General features: G+C 70.7%; 17 protein-coding genes. 8 read left to right on the top strand and 9 right to left on the bottom strand.

Features of this window, described 5'->3' with window-relative positions:
• Window positions 1-20 precede the first annotated feature (20 nt).
• Window positions 21-911, top strand: coding sequence for a DUF3824 domain-containing protein (locus ACWCPF_RS21030; RefSeq protein ID WP_451046559.1), 891 nt, complete (start codon window positions 21-23; stop codon window positions 909-911).
• A gap of 30 nt (window positions 912-941) precedes the next feature.
• On the opposite strand, the gene pgl is transcribed toward ACWCPF_RS21030, so the two are convergent.
• The 5 genes from pgl to tkt are packed head-to-tail and all read right to left on the bottom strand — an operon-like array spanning window position 942 to window position 7,643.
• Window positions 942-1,724 carry a 6-phosphogluconolactonase gene (pgl, locus tag ACWCPF_RS21025; RefSeq protein WP_451046558.1) on the bottom strand — a complete coding sequence of 261 codons (783 nt, stop codon included), beginning with the start codon at window positions 1,722-1,724 and terminating at the stop codon, window positions 942-944.
• Entirely contained in the window at window positions 1,721-2,863 is a 1,143-nt protein-coding gene (gene opcA, locus ACWCPF_RS21020; RefSeq protein WP_451046557.1) for a glucose-6-phosphate dehydrogenase assembly protein OpcA, read from the bottom strand. The genes pgl and opcA overlap by 4 nt, the downstream gene beginning before the upstream one ends.
• Window positions 2,860-4,398 (bottom strand): glucose-6-phosphate dehydrogenase, encoded by a 1,539-nt coding sequence (gene zwf, locus ACWCPF_RS21015; protein ID WP_451046556.1) that lies wholly within the window; start codon window positions 4,396-4,398, stop codon window positions 2,860-2,862. Before zwf ends, opcA begins: the two co-directional genes overlap by 4 nt.
• Window positions 4,399-4,402: 4 nt before the next feature.
• Window positions 4,403-5,521 carry a transaldolase gene (gene tal / locus ACWCPF_RS21010; protein ID WP_451046555.1) on the bottom strand — a complete coding sequence of 373 codons (1,119 nt, stop codon included), beginning with the start codon at window positions 5,519-5,521 and terminating at the stop codon, window positions 4,403-4,405.
• A gap of 34 nt (window positions 5,522-5,555) precedes the next feature.
• Window positions 5,556-7,643: a transketolase gene (tkt, locus tag ACWCPF_RS21005; protein ID WP_451046554.1), complete on the bottom strand. Its 2,088-nt coding sequence runs from the start codon at window positions 7,641-7,643 to the stop codon at window positions 5,556-5,558.
• A gap of 372 nt (window positions 7,644-8,015) precedes the next feature.
• Between tkt and ACWCPF_RS21000 the strand changes: the two genes are divergently transcribed.
• The 3 genes from ACWCPF_RS21000 (at window position 8,016) to ACWCPF_RS20990 (ending at window position 10,596) form a co-directional block, all read left to right on the top strand.
• Window positions 8,016-8,969, top strand: a complete 954-nt coding sequence (locus ACWCPF_RS21000; protein WP_451046553.1) for a heme o synthase — start codon at window positions 8,016-8,018, stop codon at window positions 8,967-8,969.
• Between the two features lie 98 nt (window positions 8,970-9,067).
• On the top strand, window positions 9,068-9,397 hold the full coding sequence (locus ACWCPF_RS20995; RefSeq protein ID WP_451046552.1) for a hypothetical protein: 330 nt from the start codon (window positions 9,068-9,070) through the stop codon (window positions 9,395-9,397).
• A gap of 92 nt (window positions 9,398-9,489) precedes the next feature.
• Window positions 9,490-10,596, top strand: a complete 1,107-nt coding sequence (locus tag ACWCPF_RS20990; RefSeq protein WP_451046551.1) for an amidohydrolase family protein — start codon at window positions 9,490-9,492, stop codon at window positions 10,594-10,596.
• A gap of 101 nt (window positions 10,597-10,697) precedes the next feature.
• Here the strand turns inward: ACWCPF_RS20990 and ACWCPF_RS20985 are convergent, their stop codons facing one another.
• The 4 genes from ACWCPF_RS20985 to ACWCPF_RS20970 form a co-directional block, all read right to left on the bottom strand.
• Window positions 10,698-11,708, bottom strand: coding sequence for a COX15/CtaA family protein (locus tag ACWCPF_RS20985; RefSeq protein ID WP_451046550.1), 1,011 nt, complete (start codon window positions 11,706-11,708; stop codon window positions 10,698-10,700).
• A 54-nt stretch (window positions 11,709-11,762) separates the two neighbouring features.
• Entirely contained in the window at window positions 11,763-12,479 is a 717-nt protein-coding gene (locus tag ACWCPF_RS20980) for an ABC transporter permease (RefSeq protein ID WP_451046577.1), read from the bottom strand.
• 50 nt (window positions 12,480-12,529) lie between these two features.
• Window positions 12,530-13,453, bottom strand: coding sequence for an ABC transporter ATP-binding protein (locus ACWCPF_RS20975; RefSeq protein WP_451046549.1), 924 nt, complete (start codon window positions 13,451-13,453; stop codon window positions 12,530-12,532).
• Between the two features lie 87 nt (window positions 13,454-13,540).
• Window positions 13,541-14,341: an aminoglycoside N(3)-acetyltransferase gene (locus ACWCPF_RS20970; RefSeq protein WP_451046548.1), complete on the bottom strand. Its 801-nt coding sequence runs from the start codon at window positions 14,339-14,341 to the stop codon at window positions 13,541-13,543.
• Window positions 14,342-14,525: 184 nt separating this feature from the next.
• On the opposite strand from ACWCPF_RS20970, the gene ACWCPF_RS20965 reads away from it, so the two are divergent.
• Genes ACWCPF_RS20965 through ACWCPF_RS20950 form a run of 4 tightly spaced genes read left to right on the top strand, consistent with a single transcriptional unit; the run spans window position 14,526 to window position 18,263 of the window.
• On the top strand, window positions 14,526-15,269 hold the full coding sequence (locus ACWCPF_RS20965; RefSeq protein ID WP_451046547.1) for a helix-turn-helix transcriptional regulator: 744 nt from the start codon (window positions 14,526-14,528) through the stop codon (window positions 15,267-15,269).
• Complete coding sequence (sufB, locus tag ACWCPF_RS20960; RefSeq protein WP_351918920.1) at window positions 15,266-16,690, top strand: Fe-S cluster assembly protein SufB; 1,425 nt, start codon at window positions 15,266-15,268, stop codon at window positions 16,688-16,690. The genes ACWCPF_RS20965 and sufB overlap by 4 nt, the downstream gene beginning before the upstream one ends.
• Window positions 16,691-16,746: 56 nt before the next feature.
• Complete coding sequence (sufD, locus tag ACWCPF_RS20955) at window positions 16,747-17,931, top strand: Fe-S cluster assembly protein SufD (RefSeq protein WP_451046546.1); 1,185 nt, start codon at window positions 16,747-16,749, stop codon at window positions 17,929-17,931.
• The gene (locus tag ACWCPF_RS20950) at window positions 17,931-18,263 is read left to right on the top strand and encodes a non-heme iron oxygenase ferredoxin subunit (RefSeq protein WP_451046545.1); all 333 of its coding nucleotides are present in this window, start codon (window positions 17,931-17,933) and stop codon (window positions 18,261-18,263) included. The genes sufD and ACWCPF_RS20950 overlap by 1 nt, the downstream gene beginning before the upstream one ends.
• Window position 18,264: the final 1 nt, after the last annotated feature.

The raw sequence follows: 18,264 nt of genomic DNA, 5'->3' as shown, positions 1-18,264 counted from the left end.
CCGGCACGCGCGGGAACTGGATGAGCGACCGATTGTCGATGCGGTCGATCCTGCAGCCGAAACAGGTGGCGCAGGCGTTGTACCACCCGGCGTGGATCCCGGCCTCGGTCGACCCGTCCGTGGATCGGCTCAAGAAGGCGCGCATCATCGCCGGAGCCGTCGCGGCCTTCGGCGTGTACACCTTCGTGCAGCGCAAGTTCGCCTTCGAAGAAGTACTGGAGAACATGCTGACGGCGTCCGCCGTCGTCCTCTTCATCACACCGCTGACGGTCGGCGTGATGCTTTTCGTGTGGCGGCGCACCGGGACCGTCCGCCAGCTGCGGGTGCCGCTCCTCAACTCCCTCAAGCTGCTGCTGTTCTTCATCGGCTCGGTCGTCGGGCTGGTGTTCCTGTGGCAGGGCACGACGACGCTCGGCGGCTTCTGGCTGGTGCCGCTCGGCTTCGCGGCGCTCTGGCTGACCGGCATGGTGATCTACGGAGCGGTGCAGGTGTCCGGGAACTTCTTCGGCACGGCCGCCGTCCACCGGTCCCTGCCGCCGCTGCTCGCCACGGTGACGACCTGGCTCATGGCCGTCCCCGACCTGGTCACGGGCGATCTGCACGGGCTGAGCCTCACCATGGGCATCGTCTTCATCCTGGGCGCGCCGCTGACCGTGACGAGCATCGCCCTGCTGGAGACGAGCCGGCTCAAGCGGCGCTACGGCATCCGCCTCGCGGCCCACCCGGCCACCCTGCCCCCGACGCACGCGGCACCCCCGCCCCCGGTCCCGCCGCAGGGCGCCCCGTACGCCCCGCCCTACGGCCCCGCGTACGGCCACCCCCAGGGGGCGCCTTACACCCCGCCGCCGCAGCACCCGTACGGCGGCGGCCCCTACCAGCCCTACAACGGACAGAACCCGTACGGCCGTTGACCGTACGGGTTCCGGGGTGGAGCGGACGCGTCAGGCAGACGCGGGAGGGTACAGCGACCGCGGGAGCCGGGAGGCCGCCGCGGTGTCCAGCAGCCACAGGGTGCGGGCCCGGCCCTGCGCGCCCGCCGCGGGGGCCTGGATCTCGCCCGCGCCGGACAGGGCGATCGCCGCGGCCTGCGCCTTGTCCTCGCCGGCCGCGAGCAGCCACACCTCACGGGCCGCCCGGATCGCCGGGAGGGTGAGGGTGACCCGGTTCGGCGGGGGCTTGGGCGCCCCGCGCACGCCGACCACCGTGCGCTCGGTCTCCCGTACGGCCGGCAGCTCCGGGAAGAGCGAGGCCACATGGGTGTCCGGGCCGACGCCCAGCATCAGGACGTCGAAGGTGGGCACGGCGCCATGGTTCTCGGGGCCGGCCGCGCGGGCCAGCTCCTCGGCGTAGGCGGCCGCGGCCGCCTCCACATCGGGGCCGAAGGGACCGTCGGACGCGGGCATGGCGTGCACGCGCTTGGGGTCCACGGGGACGGAGTCCAGCAGTGCCTCGCGAGCCTGCGTGACATTGCGCTCCGGGTCGCCCTCGGGCAGGAACCGCTCGTCGCCCCACCACAGGTCGAGACGGCCCCAGTCGATGGCGTCGCGGGCCGGCGCCGCGGCCAGCGCGGCCAGCAGACCGTTGCCGTTGCGGCCGCCGGTGAGGACCACGGACGCCTGGCCCCGGGAGGCCTGGGCGTCCACGATCTTCGTGATGAGGCGGGCCGCGGCGGCCTGCGCCATCAGCTCCTTGTCGCGGTGCACGACCAGCTGGGGGGTGCTCACTGCGGATCCGCTTTCCTGACGGGGGGCATCTGCGCCGGAGTGGGCCGGTCCGCATCGCCGGCGCCCGAGGGCGCGGCGGGCGGCTCGGCCGCGGTGGCCGGCGCGGGCTTGCGGTCGGCGGCCGCCGGTTCCGACACCCCGCGGACCGGGAGGGCCGGCGTGGGCTGGGCGCTCGCCCCGGCCCGCTCCTCGGCGCGCTCCTCCGCCGAGGAGATCCCGCCGAGCCGGTCCACCCCGAAGCGCAGGGCGGACGCGTAGGTGTCGTCGGGGTCGAGCCTGCGCAGCTCCTCCGCGAGCAGCTCGGCCGTGTTGCGCCGCTTGAGCGCCACCGCGCGGTCGGGCTGGCCCGGCAGTGCCAGGGTGGCCATCGCGCCGTCCGACCGGTGCAGGGTGATCGGGCCCGCGGTGGTCTCCATCCGGACCTGGGTCAGGCCGGGACCCGCGGAGACCGCGCGCCGGACGTGGACGTGGAGCCGGTCGGCGAGCCACATGGCGAGCAGCTCGACGCTCGGGTTGGACTCCTCGCCCGCCACCTCGGCGGAGACGATCTCGCAGGAGATCTGGTCGAGGGCCGCGGCCAGCATCGAGCGCCACGGGGTGATCCGGGCCCACGCCAGGTCGGTGTCGCCCGGTTCGTAGCTCTCGGCGCGCGCCCGCAGTTCGTTGATGGGCTTCTCGGCCGCGTAGCTGTCGGTGACCCGGCGCTGGCCCAGGGCGCCCAGCGGGTCGCCCGCCGGATCGCGCGGGGCGTCCACCGACCACCAGACCACCACCGGCGCGTCCGGCAGCAGCAGCGGCAGGACGACCGACTGGGCGTGGTCGGCGACCTCGCCGTACAGCCGCAGGATGACCGTCTCACCGGTGCCCGCGTCCGCGCCCACCCGCACCTCGGCGTCCAGGCGGGACGCGGTCCGGCCCCGGGCCGAGCGCGAGACCCGCTTGATGACCACGAGCGTGCGCGAGGGGTGCTCGTGCGACGCGTCGCCCGCCGCCTTCAGGGCGTCGTAGGCGTTCTCCTCGTCCGTCACGACGACGAGGGTGAGCACCATGCCGACGGCGGGGGTGCCGATGGCCCGGCGGCCCTTCACCAGCGCCTTGTTGATCTTGCTGGCAGTGGTGTCCGTGAGGTCTATCTTCATGGCCGGCGCCAGCTCCGTCCGTCTCGCTCGAGCATCTCGTCGGCTTCGACGGGCCCCCAGGTGCCCGACTGGTACTGGGCGGGCTTGCCGTGCTTGTCCCAGTACTGCTCGATCGGGTCGAGGATCTTCCAGGACAGCTCCACCTCTTCCGTGCGGGGGAAGAGGTTCGAGTCGCCCAGCAGCACATCGAGGATGAGGCGCTCGTACGCCTCGGGGCTGGACTCGGTGAAGGACTCGCCGTAGGCGAAGTCCATCGACACGTCCCGGATCTCCATCGAGGTGCCCGGCACCTTCGAGCCGAAGCGGACCGTGATGCCCTCGTCGGGCTGGACGCGGATGACGATCGCGTTCGCGCCGAGCTCCTCGGTGGCCGTGGAGTCGAAGGGCGAGTGCGGCGCCCGCTGGAAGACCACCGCGATCTCGGTGACCCGGCGGCCCAGCCGCTTGCCGGTGCGCAGATAGAAGGGGACGCCCGCCCAGCGGCGGTTGTCGACCTCCACCTTGATGGCCGCGTAGGTGTCGGTCTTCGACTTGGAGTCGATGCCGTCTTCCTGCAGATAGCCGACGGCCTTCTCACCGCCCTGCCAGCCGGGCGCGTACTGGCCGCGCACGGTGGCCAGGCCCAGGTCCTTCGGCAGCCGTACCGCGCCGAGCACCTTGGTCTTCTCGGCGGCCAGCGCGTCCGCGTCGAAGGAGGCCGGCTCCTCCATGGCGGTGAGGGCCATCAGCTGGAGCAGGTGGTTCTGGATGACGTCACGGGCGGCGCCGATGCCGTCGTAGTAGCCGGCCCGGCCGCCGATGCCGATGTCCTCGGCCATGGTGATCTGCACATGGTCCACGAAGGACCGGTTCCAGATGGGCTCGAACATGGTGTTGGCGAAGCGCAGCGCCAGGATGTTCTGGACGGTCTCCTTGCCCAGGTAGTGGTCGATGCGGAAGACCTGGTCCGGGGCGAAGACCTCGTGCACGACCTTGTTGAGCTCCTCGGCCGAGGCGAGGTCGTGGCCGAAGGGCTTCTCGATGACCGCGCGGCGCCAGGAGCCGCCCTCCTGGTCGGCCAGCCGGTGCTTCCTCAGCTGCTGGATGACCACCGGGAAGGAGCTCGGCGGCACGGACAGGTAGAAGGCGAAGTTGCCGCCCGTGCCCTGCGCCTTGTCGAGCTCCTCGATCGTCGAGCGCAGCCGCTCGAACGCGTCGTCGTCGTCGAAGACGCCCTGCACGAAACGCATGCCCTGGACCAGCTGCTGCCAGACCTCCTCGCGGAAGGGCGTGCGCGCGTGCTCCTTGACCGCGTCGTGGACCTCCTGGGCGAAGTCCTCGTTCTTCCACTCGCGGCGGGCGAACCCGACCAGCGAGAAGCCCGGCGGGAGCAGACCGCGGTTGGCGAGGTCGTACACGGCGGGCATGAGCTTCTTCCGGGACAAATCGCCCGTGACGCCGAAGATGACCAGGCCCGACGGCCCCGCGATACGCGGGAGCCGTCGGTCTGCGGGGTCACGGAGCGGGTTGGCTCCGGATCCGGCAAGAGATGCCAAGGTGTCAGCCCTCCGAGGGGGCGAGGCGCTCCAGCTCCGCCTCGGTCGACTTGAGCAGGTCGTTCCAGGAGGCCTCGAACTTCTCGACGCCCTCGTCCTCGAGCAGCTGGACCACGTCGTCGTAGGAGATCCCGAGCTTCTCGACGGCGTCGAGCTCGGCGCGGGCCTGCTCGTAGGTGCCGGCGACCGTGTCGCCGGTGATCTGCCCGTGGTCCTCGGTGGCGAACAGGGTCGCCTCCGGCATGGTGTTCACCGTGTTGGGCGCCACCAGGTCGTCCACGTACAGGGTGTCCTTGTACGCGGGGTCCTTCACACCGGTGGAGGCCCACAGCGCGCGCTGCTTGTTGGCGCCCGCCTTCTCCAGCGCGGCCCAGCGGCCGCCCGAGAAGACCTCTTCGTACGCCTGGTACGCGAGGCGCGCGTTGGCCACGCCGGCCTTGCCGCGGGCGGCCTTGGCCTCGTCGGTGCCGAGCGCGTCGAGCCGCTTGTCGATCTCGGTGTCGACCCGGGAGACGAAGAAGGACGCCACCGAGTGGATCAGGGACAGGTCCAGGCCCTTGGCCTGCGCCTTCTCCAGGCCCGCCAGGTAGGCCTCCATGACCTCGCGGTAGCGCTCCAGCGAGAAGATCAGCGTGACGTTGACGCTGATGCCGTTGCCGATGACCTCGGTGATGGCCGGCAGGCCCGCCTTGGTGGCCGGGATCTTGATCAGCGTGTTGGGCCGGTCGACCAGCCAGGCGAGCTGCTTGGCCTCGGCGACCGTCGGCGCGGTGTGGTGCGCCAGCCGCGGGTCGACCTCGATCGACACCCGGCCGTCCTGGCCGCCGGTGGCGTCGAAGACCGGGCGCAGGATGTCGGCGGCGTCACGGACGTCCGCCGTCGTGATCATGCGGATGGCCTCTTCGACGGTGACCTTGCGGGCGGCGAGGTCGGCGAGCTGCTGCTCGTAGCCGTCGCCGCTGCTGATCGCCTTCTGGAAGATCGACGGGTTGGTGGTGACGCCCACGACGTGCTGCTGGTCGATCAGTTCGGCGAGGTTGCCGGACGTGATCCGCTTGCGCGACAGGTCGTCCAGCCAGATCGCGACGCCCTCCTCGGAGAGGCGCTTGAGTGCGTCTGTCATGGAAATTACATCTCCTACGTGTCGTATGTGAGCGTCAGCGCTGGGCGTCGGCCAGGGATTCGCGCGCCTTCGCGGCCACGTTCTCGGCAGTGAAGCCGTACTCCTGGAAGAGGACCTTGCCGTCGGCGGAAGCACCGAAGTGCTCCAGGGAAACGATGCGGCCGGCGTCCCCGACGTACTTGTGCCAGGTCAGTCCGATGCCCGCCTCGACCGAGACGCGGGCCTTGACGGACGGGGGCAGCACGCTGTCCCGGTACGCCTGGTCCTGCTCCTCGAACCACTCCACGGACGGCATGGACACGACTCGCGTCGGCACCCCGTCGGCTTCCAGCTGCTCGCGCGCCTCGACGGCGATGTGCACCTCGGAGCCGGTCGCGATGAGGATGACCTCCGGGGCGCCGCCCGTGGCGTCGAACAGGGTGTAACCGCCGCGCGCCGTGTCCTCGTTGGACTCGTACGTCGGCACGCCCTGGCGGGTGAGGGCCAGACCGTGCGGGGCGCCCTTGCCGAAGACCTTGGTGTGGCGCTTGAGGATCTCGCGCCAGGCGATCGCGGTCTCGTTGGCGTCGGCCGGACGGACGACGTTCAGGCCCGGGATGGCGCGCAGCGCGGCGACGTGCTCGACCGGCTGGTGGGTGGGGCCGTCCTCGCCGAGACCGATGGAGTCGTGGGTCCACACGTAGGTCACCGGCAGGTGCATCAGCGCGGACAGCCGGACGGCGTTGCGCATGTAGTCGGAGAACACCAGGAAGGTGCCGCCGTAGATACGGGTGTTGCCGTGCAGCGCGATGCCGTTCATCTCCGCGGCCATGGAGTGCTCGCGGATGCCGAAGTGGATCGTGCGGCCGTACGGGTCCGCCTCCGGCAGCGGGTTGTCCGCGGGGAGGAAGGACGACGTCTTGTCGATGGTGGTGTTGTTCGACCCGGCGAGGTCGGCGGAGCCGCCCCACAGCTCGGGGATGATCGCGCCGAGCGCCTGGAGCACCTTGCCGGACGCGGCGCGGGTGGCGACGCCCTTGCCGGGCTCGAAGACCGGGAGCTTCTCCTCCCAGCCGGCCGGCAGTTCGCCCGCGGCGATGCGGTCGAACTCGGCGGCCCGCGCCGGGTTGTCGTCGCGCCAGAGCTGGAAGGACTTCTCCCAGTCCGCCTTCGCCTGGGCGCCGCGGTCGAGCGCCCCGCGGGTGTGGGCGATGACCTCGTCGGCGACCTCGAAGGACTGCTCGGGGTCGAAGCCGAGGACGCGCTTGGTGGCCGCGACCTCGTCGTCGCCGAGCGCCGAGCCGTGCGCGGCCTCGGTGTTCTGCGCGTTCGGGGCGGGCCAGGCGATGATCGAGCGCATCGCGATGAAGGACGGCTTGTCCGTCACCTGCTTCGCGGCCTCGATCGCGTTGTAGAGGGCGTGCGGGTCCAGGTCGCCGTCAGGCTTCGGGGCGACGCGCTGCACATGCCAGCCGTACGCCTCGTACCGCTTGACGGTGTCCTCGGAGACGGCCGTCTCGGTGTCGCCCTCGATCGAGATGTGGTTGTCGTCCCACAGCAGGACCAGGTTGCCGAGCTTCTGGTGGCCGGCCATCGAGGACGCCTCGGCGGAGATGCCCTCCTGCAGACAGCCGTCACCCGCGATCACGAACACGAAGTGATCGAAGGGCGACTCGCCCTGCGGGGCCTCGGGGTCGAACAGCCCACGCTCGTAGCGGGCGGCCATCGCCATGCCGACGGCGTTGGCGACGCCCTGGCCGAGCGGGCCGGTCGTCGTCTCGACGCCCGTGGTGTGGCCGTACTCCGGGTGACCCGGGGTCTTCGAACCCCAGGTGCGGAACGACTTCAGGTCGTCCAGCTCCAGGCCGAAGCCGGCCAGGTACAGCTGGGTGTAGAGGGTCAGCGACGAGTGGCCCGCGGACAGCACGAAGCGGTCGCGGCCGACCCAGTCGGCGTCCGCCGGGTCGTGCCGCATCACCTTCTGGAAGAGGGTGTACGCGGCAGGCGCCAGGCTCATCGCCGTACCGGGATGGCCGTTGCCGACCTTCTGTACGGCATCGGCGGCCAGGACGCGGGCGGTGTCCACGGCCCGCTGATCCAACTCGGTCCACTCGAGGTCTGTGGTGGTCGGCTTGGTGCTCACCCTGGGTCAGGGCTCCTCTCCACATGTCACGCATGTCGAAATGTCACGCATGTCGAATGCCGGTGCACGCGGCGCCCACCGGCCGTTGTCGAGCCTACCCCCGTCAGAACGTGCAATTTTTCGAGTCATTCCAGACTGCCGGGAGTCTTGGTGATCCGCCTCCCGACCGGTGTGTTTCCTGTTCGGCAAGTGAATACGGAGGCGCTCGTACGAGTGCTCAACAGAGTGCCGAACAGCTCTTCCGGGGCTGCCGCCCAACACGACCCCACCCCCGCGAATGTCGGGGTATGGGCAACGTCTACAGTGGCGTGGTACGCGCGAGCCTTTACGGGGAGTTCACACCCGCGGGCTTGCTGGGAGTCTCTGTCAGGGGTGTGCGTGACGGCCGTTGAATCCCGTCCAGTGGGGATTACCGGGACGAGCCAGAGCCCGACCCGGCGGCCGTTCGGGGCCCGGGTGAAGGCATTCGTGGCGCTGACCAAGCCGCGGATCATCGAGCTGCTGCTGATCACCACCGTCCCGGTGATGTTCCTGGCGCAGCGAGGCGTTCCGGACCTCGGCCTGGTGGTGCTGACCTGCATCGGCGGGTACCTCTCCGCGGGCGGCGCCAACGCGCTCAACATGTACATCGACCGGGACATCGACGCGCTGATGGACCGCACCTCGCAGCGGCCGCTGGTCACCGGGATGGTCAGCCCGCGTGAATGTCTCGCCTTCGGCATCACCCTTGCGGTGGTATCGACACTGTTGTTCGGGCTCGCCGTCAACTGGCTGTCGGCGTGGCTCTCCCTCGGGGCGCTCCTCTTCTACGTCGTCGTCTACACGATGATCCTCAAGCGGCGTACCTCGCAGAACATCGTGTGGGGCGGCATCGCCGGCTGCATGCCGGTGCTGATCGGCTGGTCCGCGGTGACCGACTCGCTCTCCTGGGCGCCGGTCATCCTCTTCCTCGTCATCTTCTTCTGGACGCCGCCGCACTACTGGCCGCTGTCCATGAAGGTCCGGGACGACTACGCGCGCGTGGGCGTGCCGATGCTGCCGGTCGTCGCCTCCAACAAGGTCGTCGCCAAGCAGATCGTCCTCTACAGCTGGGTGATGGTCGTCGTCTCGCTGCTGCTGACCCCGCTCGGCTACACCGGCTGGTTCTACACCTCGGTCGCGCTGCTGGCCGGCGGCTGGTGGCTGTGGGAGGCGCATGCGCTCCAGCACCGCGCGAAGGCCGAGACCACGGGCGGGAAGCTGAAGGAGATGCGGCTGTTCCACTGGTCCATCACCTATGTGTCGCTGCTCTTCGTGGCGATCGCGGTGGACCCCTTCCTGCGCTGACGACATCCCGAACGGTCCGTGCGACGGCCGGGGTGCGTGGTCAAGGCCACGCGCCCCGGCCGTCGCCGTTCGATCTACCCGTCGGTAGCATTTTGCCCATGGCAGACAGCAAGCAGGACGTGAAGGCCGAGCGCACCGCGGCGCGGCTCGCCAAGCAGATCAGCGCCTTCTCCAAGGAGCACGGCGGGGCCGAGGGCCAGGTCGCGTACATCGGCGATCGCGGCGCCCGCATCGTCCTCGTCGGCGAGGACGGCGGCTGGGGCGACCTGGTGGCCCCCTCGGTCGCGGTCGCCGAGAAGGCCGTCGAGAAGGCCGGGATCACGGTCCACGAGTCCTTCGACGGCGAGTTCGCGGCGAAGGTGACCACGGGCCGCTACGAGTGGACCCGGATGGCGGGCATCCAGGTCGGCGGACCGAAGAACCGCTGAGCAGCAACAAACGGCCGCGCAGCAACACCTGACACCCCGGTCACCCGTTAGGCCCCGTGGAAACGACGTGGTCCATCTCCCGGGGAGTCCGGATGATCGAAACGCCGTCCTTGGTGGACCAGTACTGCCACGGCGTCCTGAGAACGGAGCTGGGTCTCGGCACGTTCGAGACCCAGCTGGCCCGCACCGAGGGCCCGCCCGCCCCGGGCACGACGCTCTTCGACACCCAGACGGGGTTCGCGGTACGCCGTTGGTGTCCGCCGCTGCTCGGCCTGGAACCGCACGCGTCGCCCGCCCGCTATCTCGCCCGGCGTCGTGAACTCGGCGTACTGGAATCGGGCCGCCGGCTGCTGCGCGGCAGCGGCATCACGATGTACCTGGTCGACACCGGCCTGCCCGGCGACCTCACCGGACCGGACGAGCTGGCCTCGGCGGGCGCCGCCGAGGCGCGCGAGATCGTGCGGCTGGAACTCCTCGCCGAACAGGTCGCCGACACCTCCGGCACCGTCGAGTCCTTCCTCGCCAACCTCGCCGAGGCGGTCCACGCGGCCGCCGCGAACGCCGTGGCCTTCACCTCCGTCGCGGGAGTCCGGCACGGCCTCGCCCTCGCGCCCGAGCCGCCCGGCCCCGGGGAGGTGCGCGGCGCGGCGGGCCGCTGGCTGGCCGCCCGCCGGGTCGGCGGCGAGCTGAGCGACCCGGTGCTGCTGCGGCACCTGCTGTGGAGCGCCGTCGCCTCGGGCCTGCCGCTGCAACTGCACGCGGGACTCGGGGCGCCGGGGGCGCGCATCGACCGCACCGACCCCGTGCTGCTCACCGACTTCGTCCGCGCCACGGCCGGCCTCGGCACCGACCTCGTCCTGCTGCACGGCTACCCGTACCACCGGCACGCCGCGCATCTCGCCGGGGTCTTCCCGCATGTGTACGCCGACTCCGGCGCGGCCCTCGTACGGACCGGCGCCCGCGCCGCGACGATCCTCGCGGAGATCCTGGAACTCGCCCCCTTCGGCAAGATCCTATTCTCCAGCGGGGCCCAGGGGCTGCCCGAGCTGCACGTGGTTGCCGCGCGGCTGTTCCGGGAGGCGCTGGCCCGGGTGCTGGGCGGCTGGGTCGCGGAGGGCGCGTGGTCACTGACGGACGCCCAACGGGTCGCGACCCTGATCGCAGCGGGCAACGCCCGCAGGGTCTACGGCCTGGCCTAGGCAGGTCGGCAGCGCCCCGAAGGGGCGCGAGGAACTGCGCGACCAGCCCCGACGGCGCCGCGGCGAAACGACGGCACATCGCGGCACTCCCAGCGGAGCGCCTACGTGTGGGTGCCCACCGTGGCCTCGGTCGCCGGCCCCGGGAGGTCGATCGTCGGCAGGGGCCGTTCGCGCAGGGCCAGCAGGACGCGCAGGACCGCGATCCACACCAGGCAGGAGCCGAACATGTGTGCGCCGACCAGGACCTCCGGGAGGTCCGTGAAGTACTGGACGTAACCGACGGCGCCCTGCGCGAGCAGGACCAGGAACAGCTCGCGGGTGCGGTCCAGGGGGCCCTTGGGGGCGTCGACCGCCTTCAGGACGAACCACAGCGCGAAGGTCAGCGTCACCACGATCCAGGCCAGCACGGCGTGCAGCTTGGCCACCGTCTCCCAGTCCAGCGGCATCCGCTCGACCTCGCTGGAGTCCCCGGCGTGCGGACCGGAGCCGGTCACCACCGTGCCGACGGCGATCAGCAGCGCCGAGGCGACGACCAGGAACCACACCAGCTGCCGCACGGACGCGCCGACCAACGGCTTGGGCGCCGTGTCGCCCTCCCGGGTGCGCTGCCACATCAGCGTGGCGACGGCGGTGAGCGCCGAGGCGAGCAGGAAGTGCGCCGCGACCGTGTACGGGTTGAGGCCGACGAGCACCACGATCCCGCCGAGGACCGCGTTGCTCATCACCAGCCAGAACTGCGCCCACCCCAGCCGGGTCAGGCTCCGGCGGTACGGCTTCTCCGAGCGCGCGGCGATGATCGCCCAGCCGACGGCGGCGCACAGCACGTACGTCAGCATCCGGTTGCCGAACTCGATGGCGCCGTGGACGCCCATCGCGCTGGTCGCGGTGAGCGAGTCGTCGGTGCACTTCGGCCAGGTCGGGCAGCCCAGGCCGGAGCCCGTCAGCCGGACCGCGCCGCCGGTGACCACGATGACCACCGACATCACGAGCGCGAAGAGGGCCGCTCGCTGAACCGTCCGGGGGGTGGGGGTCCAGCGTGCGGCGATGAAGGCGAGGGGGTTGCGCACGGCGGCTACGGCGTCGGCACGGGTCACTGTTGGCACGCGCCCCATCGTAGGCGTCCGCTTGTGCACGCTTTCACGAGGGTCCCCCGTGTCTGCTCCCGGCTACTCCCAGCGGAAGAACCTCCCGGCCGCCGCGAGGGCGACGACCGCCCAGCCGGCCAGGATCCCCAGATCGCCCCAGGGCAGGCCCGCGCCGTGCTGGAGGACGTCCCGCAGGCCGTCGGAGAGGGCGGTGATCGGGAGCAGACCGAGCGCGTCCTGCGCGGCGGGCGGGAACTTGTCGAGCGGGACGATCACCCCGCCGCCCACGAGGAGCAGCAGGAAGACCAGGTTGGCCGCGGCCAGCGTCGCCTCGGCCTTCAGCGTGCCCGCCATCAGCAGACCGAGGCCGGAGAAGGCGGCCGTGCCCAGGACGAGCAGGAGCAGCACGGCCATCGGGTTGCCGTGCGGGTCCCAGCCCAGCGCGAAGGCGATCGCGGTCAGCAGGATCACCTGGAGGATCTCCGTGACCAGCACCGACAGCGTCTTCGCCGTCATCAGGCCCCAGCGGGGCAGCGGCGACACGGCGAGCCGCTTGAGCACCCCGTAGCGGCGTTCGAAGCCGGTCGCGATGGCCTGCCCGGTGAACGCCGTCGACATCACGGCGAGCGCGAGGATGCCGGGGGCGAGGAAGTCCACCGCCTCGCCCGCACCGGTGTCGACGATGTCCACGCCGGCGAACAGGGCCAGCAGCAGCGCCGGGATCACGACGGTGAGCAGCAGCTGCTCGCCGTTGCGCAGGAGCATCTTCGTCTCCAGCGCCGCCTGCGCCGCGATCATGCGGGGGAGGGGGGCCGCACCGGGCCGGGGGGTGTAGGTGCCGGTGGCGGTCACGAGCGCAGCTCCTTGCCGGTCAGTTCGAGGAAGACGTCCTCCAGGGTGTGCCGTTCCACCGAGAGGCGGTCGGGCATCACGCCGTGCTGCGCGCACCACGACGTCACCGTCGCCAGCAGCTGCGGGTCGATCTTGCCGTGGACCCGGTAGGAGCCCGGGGTCAGCTCGGCGGCCTTGGAGTCCGCGGGCAGGGCCTTGAGCAGCGAGGCGACGTCGAGGCCGGGGCGGCCGGTGAAGCGCAGGGTGTTCTCGGCGCCGCCGCGGCACAGCTCCTCGGGGGAGCCCTGGGCTATGACCCGGCCCGCGTCGATGATCGCGACGTCGTCGGCGAGCTGTTCGGCCTCGTCCATGTGGTGGGTGGTGAGGATGACCGAGACGCCGTCCGTGCGCAGGTCCCGGACCAGCTCCCAGGTGGCGCGGCGGGCCTGCGGGTCGAGGCCGGCCGTCGGCTCGTCCAGGAACACCAGCTCCGGGCGGCCGACGACCGCCATGGCCAGCGCTAGGCGCTGCTGCTGGCCGCCGGAAAGACGGCGGTAGGCGGTGCGGCCGCAGGAGCCGAGGCCGAGACGCTCGATCAGCGCGTCCACGTCCAGCGGGCAGGCGTGCAGCTTCGCCACGTGCCGGAGCATCTCGTCGGCCCGCGCGCCCGAGTACACGCCCCCCGACTGGAGCATCACCCCGATGCGGGGGCGCAGGTCAAAGGCCTGCCGCACCGGGTCGAGGCCGAGGACGGACACCGTGCCGGAGTCCGGCTTGCGGTACCCCTCGCAGGTCTCGATCGTGGTCGTCTTGCCGGCGCCGTTGGGTCCGAGGACGGCGGTGACGCCCGGCCCGGCCGTCAGGTCGAGGCCGTTCACCGCGGTCTTCGTCCCGTACCGCTTCACCAGGGCCCGGACCTGGACGACAGGCTCACTTCGCATGGCTCAAGAGTCTAGGTTCGCGGACGGGGGCTCGGACCAGGGGGTACGAGAAGTGGCCACGGCGCGACGGCGGCTGCGCGGGCGTGTTCAGAACTCGTCCTCGCGGGACCGGTGCAGGGGCAGCCACCGCTGGGCGTAGGCCACGGAGTCCGCGACCGGGAACAGCCGTACGTCGGCCGCGCCGGCCTTTCCCCGGACGACGGCGCGGTCGCGTTCGAAGTCGTGGCCGAGTTCGTCGAAGCGGTCGGAGTCGATCGACACCTCGCTCACCGCCTCCCAGCCGCCGTCGGCTCCCGGCCGGCCCACCGTGACCACGGGGGCCGGGATCCGGTACTCGGCCAGGTGGAAGCTGGTGCAGGCGTCGTAGCCGGCGCCCAGGAGCAGTACGCGCGCCCCGAGCTTCTCCAGCCGGGCCAGCGGGCTGTGCTCGCCGAGCCGGCAGTCGGGGGAGTGCCCCTCCACTATCTCCGCGGCCCGCGCGCCGAGCGCCGCGAACGACGTCTGCGGGTGGCCGCTGCGCAGCGCGCCGGGCCAGGTGCGGACCGTCTCCGGGATCACGCCGACGCCGCGGGAGGGGGTGATGCGGGGGTCGTAGGCGGGCATGCTCGCCCGGATCCGCTCCCACCACTCCTCGGGGACCGGCGGATTGCTCCACAGCGCCGGGTCGGACAGGTCGCCGGACTGGGTGGGGACCACGAGTGTGCCGTTCGGACCAACCGTTTCGAGGAGTGCTCGCACGACCGCGACGGCGCCTCCGCAGACCCAGCCGAGTGAGCTGAGCGAGGAGTGCACGAGCAGGATCTCGCCGGGTTCGACACCCAGGGCGCGGAGCTCCGCCGTCAGGGTGTCCTGGGTGACAAGTGGGCCGGTGGGAGGTGGTGTGGGCATGGTCCGGCAGTGTCCTCGCGGAGGGCTTCGGGGGCCAGTGATTTAATCGGCCGTCGGTGCCCCGTCCGATCGATCAAAGATCGTTTGCGCAGGTCAGATTAGGTATGCCTAAGTGACGCAAGGCACCGCCCGGCGGTCCGGGCGCGGCTTGCCTGCCTCTGAGGAATTACGCAACAATGGCGTTGTGAAAAACGTCGGCGAGGCTCGGGAGACCCGCACGGGGACCCCCCAGGAGGAGCTCGCGACCGGAGAGCGCTCGACGCGCAACCGGGTCGCGCGGTCCATCCTGGACCACGGCCCGTCGACCGTGACCGAGCTGGCCGGACGACTGGGCCTCACCCCGGCCGCCGTCCGCCGCCATCTCGACGCGCTGGTGGCCGACGACGTCGTCGCGGCCCGCGAGCAGAAGGTGTACGGAGCGCGGACCCGAGGCCGCCCCGCCAAGGTCTTCGCGCTCACCGACTGTGGCCGCGACGCCTTCGACCAGTCCTACGACCAGCTCGCCGCCGACGCCCTGCGCTGGATCCAGGAGCGCCTGGGCGGAGAGGAGGCGGTCGTCGCCTTCGCCCGCGCACGGATCGCCGAACAGGCCGCCGAGTACCGCAAGGCGATCGAGGCAGCCGCCCCCGAGGAGCGCACCGAAGCCCTGGCCAAGGCCCTGAGCGCGGACGGGTACGCTGCTACGGCGCGCAGCGCACCGGTCGGCGAGCAGCTGTGCCAGCACCACTGCCCCGTCGCCCATGTCGCGGAAAAGTTCCCGCAGCTCTGTGAGGCGGAGACCGAGATCTTCTCCCAGCTGCTCGGCACCCACGTCCAGCGGCTGGCGACCATCGCCCACGGCGACGGCGTCTGCACGACGTTCATCCCCAAAGTTTCCACCGCCACCCACCAAGCATCTGCAAGTACCGCCGGGAGGAACCCCGCATGACGCTCCCCATCGAGGAGACTGCCCACCCCGAGCTCGAGGGTCTGGGCAACTACGAATATGGCTGGGCCGACTCCGACGTGGCCGGTGCCTCTGCCAAGCGCGGCATCAACGAGGATGTCGTCAAGGACATCTCTTCGAAGAAGTCCGAGCCCGAGTGGATGACGAAGCTGCGCCTCAAGGGCCTGCGGCTCTTCGAGAAGAAGCCCATGCCCAACTGGGGCTCCGACCTCTCCGGCATCGACTTCGACAACATCAAGTACTTCGTGCGCTCCACGGAGAAGCAGGCGGAGTCCTGGGAGGACCTGCCCGAGGACATCAAGAACACGTACGACAAGCTCGGCATCCCGGAGGCGGAGAAGCAGCGCCTCGTCGCGGGCGTCGCGGCCCAGTACGAGTCCGAGGTCGTCTACCACCAGATCCGTGAGGACCTGGAGGAGCAGGGCGTCATCTTCCTGGACACCGACACCGCGCTGAAGGAGCACCCGGAGCTCTTCAAGGAGTACTTCGGCACCGTCATCCCGGTCGGCGACAACAAGTTCGCGTCGCTGAACACCGCGGTGTGGTCGGGCGGCTCCTTCATCTACGTGCCGAAGGGCGTGCACGTCGAGATCCCGCTCCAGGCCTACTTCCGTATCAACACGGAGAACATGGGCCAGTTCGAGCGGACCCTGATCATCGTCGACGAGGGCGCGTACGTGCACTACGTCGAGGGTTGTACGGCCCCGATCTACAAGTCCGACTCGCTGCACAGCGCGGTCGTCGAGATCATCGTCAAGAAGAACGCCCGCTGCCGTTACACGACCATCCAGAACTGGTCGAACAACGTCTACAACCTGGTCACCAAGCGCGCCGTGGCGTACGAGGGCGCGACCATGGAGTGGATCGACGGCAACATCGGCTCCAAGGTGACGATGAAGTACCCGGCCGTCTACCTGATGGGCGAGCACGCCAAGGGCGAGACCCTCTCCATCGCCTTCGCGGGCGAGGGCCAGCACCAGGACGCCGGCTCCAAGATGGTCCACATGGCGCCGAACACGTCGTCGAACATCGTCTCGAAGTCCGTGGCGCGCGGTGGCGGTCGTACGTCCTACCGCGGTCTCGTCGAGATCGGCGAGGGCGCCCACGGCTCCAAGTCGAACGTGCTGTGCGACGCGCTGCTCGTCGACACCATCTCCCGCTCCGACACCTACCCCTACGTGGACGTCCGTGAGGACGACGTGTCCATGGGCCACGAGGCGACCGTCTCCAAGGTCTCCGAGGACCAGCTCTTCTACCTGATGAGCCGTGGTCTGAGCGAGTTCGAGGCGATGGCGATGATCGTGCGCGGCTTCGTCGAGCCCATCGCCAAGGAGCTGCCGATGGAGTACGCCCTCGAGCTCAACCGGCTGATCGAGCTGCAGATGGAAGGCGCGGTCGGCTGACCCCGCCCATCGGCCAGCACACTTCTTGACTTCAGAAAGCGAGCACTACGACAGCCATGGCTGAGGCTCAGAACTCCACGGTGGGGTCCTCCACCACCGCCGGATCGATCGCGGTGGCCGCCGAGTCGACCGTCGCCACGCGCATGAGCGCGCCCCCCTCCTTCGACGTGGCGGACTTCCCGGTCCCGCACGGCCGTGAGGAGGAGTGGCGGTTCACCCCGCTGGAGCGGCTGCGCGGACTGCACGACGGCACCGCCGTCGCGGCCGGCGAGGGCGTCAAGGTCGCCGTCGATGCCCCCGAGGGCGTCGTCGTCGAGCTCGTGGACCGTACCGACCCGCGCCTCGGCAAGGCCGGCGCCCCGGTGGACCGCGTCGCCGCCCAGGCGTACTCCGCGTTCGAGAAGGCCGGGGTGATCACCGTCCCCAAGGAGACCGTGCTCACCGAGCCGATCCGCATCGCCGTGCACGGCGAGGGCGGGGTCTCCTACGGCCACCAGGTCATCGAGCTGGGCGCTTTCGCCGAGGCCGTCGTCGTCATCGACCACACCGGTGACGCCGTGCTCGCCGCCAACGTCGACTTCCTGCTGGGCGACGGCGCCAAGCTGACCGTCGTCTCGGTCCAGGACTGGGACGACAAGGCCGTGCACGTGGCCCAGCACAACGCGCTGATCGGCCGCGACGCCACCTTCAAGTCGTTCGTGGTCACCTTCGGCGGCGACGTCGTCCGCCTGCACCCGCGCGTCGCCTACGCCGGCACCGGTGGCGAGGCCGAGCTCTTCGGCCTGTACTTCACCGACGCCGGTCAGCACCAGGAGCACCGCCTCCTGGTCGACCACAACACCCCGCACTGCAAGTCCAACGTCATGTACAAGGGCGCGCTCCAGGGCGAGGGCGCCCACGCGGTGTGGATCGGCGACGTGCTCATCGAGGCCAAGGCCGAGGGCACCGACACCTACGAGATGAACCGCAACCTGGTGCTGACCGACGGCGCCCGCGTCGACTCCGTGCCGAACCTGGAGATCGAGACCGGCGAGATCGTCGGCGCCGGGCACGCGAGCGCCACCGGCCGCTTCGACGACGAGCAGCTCTTCTACCTGATGGCCCGCGGCATCCCGGCCGACGACGCCCGTCGCCTGGTGGTCCGCGGCTTCTTCGCCGAGCTGGTCCAGCAGATCGGCGTCGACGACATCGAGGAGCGCCTGCTCGCCAAGATCGAGACCGAGCTGGAGGCCACCGTCTGATGGCCGACGACCGTGCTCGATTCCTTCGGGCCTGTGGACTGAGCGAACTGACGGAGGACACCCCCAAACGGGTGGAACTCGACGGCACGCCGGTCTCCGTCGTCCGTACCGAGGGTGAGGTGTTCGCCATTCACGACATCTGCTCCCACGCGAACGTCTCGCTCTCCGAGGGCGAGGTCGAGGACTGCCAGATCGAGTGCTGGCTGCACGGCTCCAGCTTCGACCTGCGCACCGGCAAGCCGTCCGGCCTTCCCGCGACGCGCCCCGTACCCGTTTACCCCGTAAAGATCGAAGGGGACGACGTGCTCGTCTCCCTCACCCAGGAGTCCTGAG

The sequence above is a fragment of the Streptomyces sp. NPDC001858 genome, from assembly GCF_053594615.1.
Note: the sequence above shows the minus strand (reverse complement) of the source record. Positions and strands in the feature narration are given on the sequence as shown.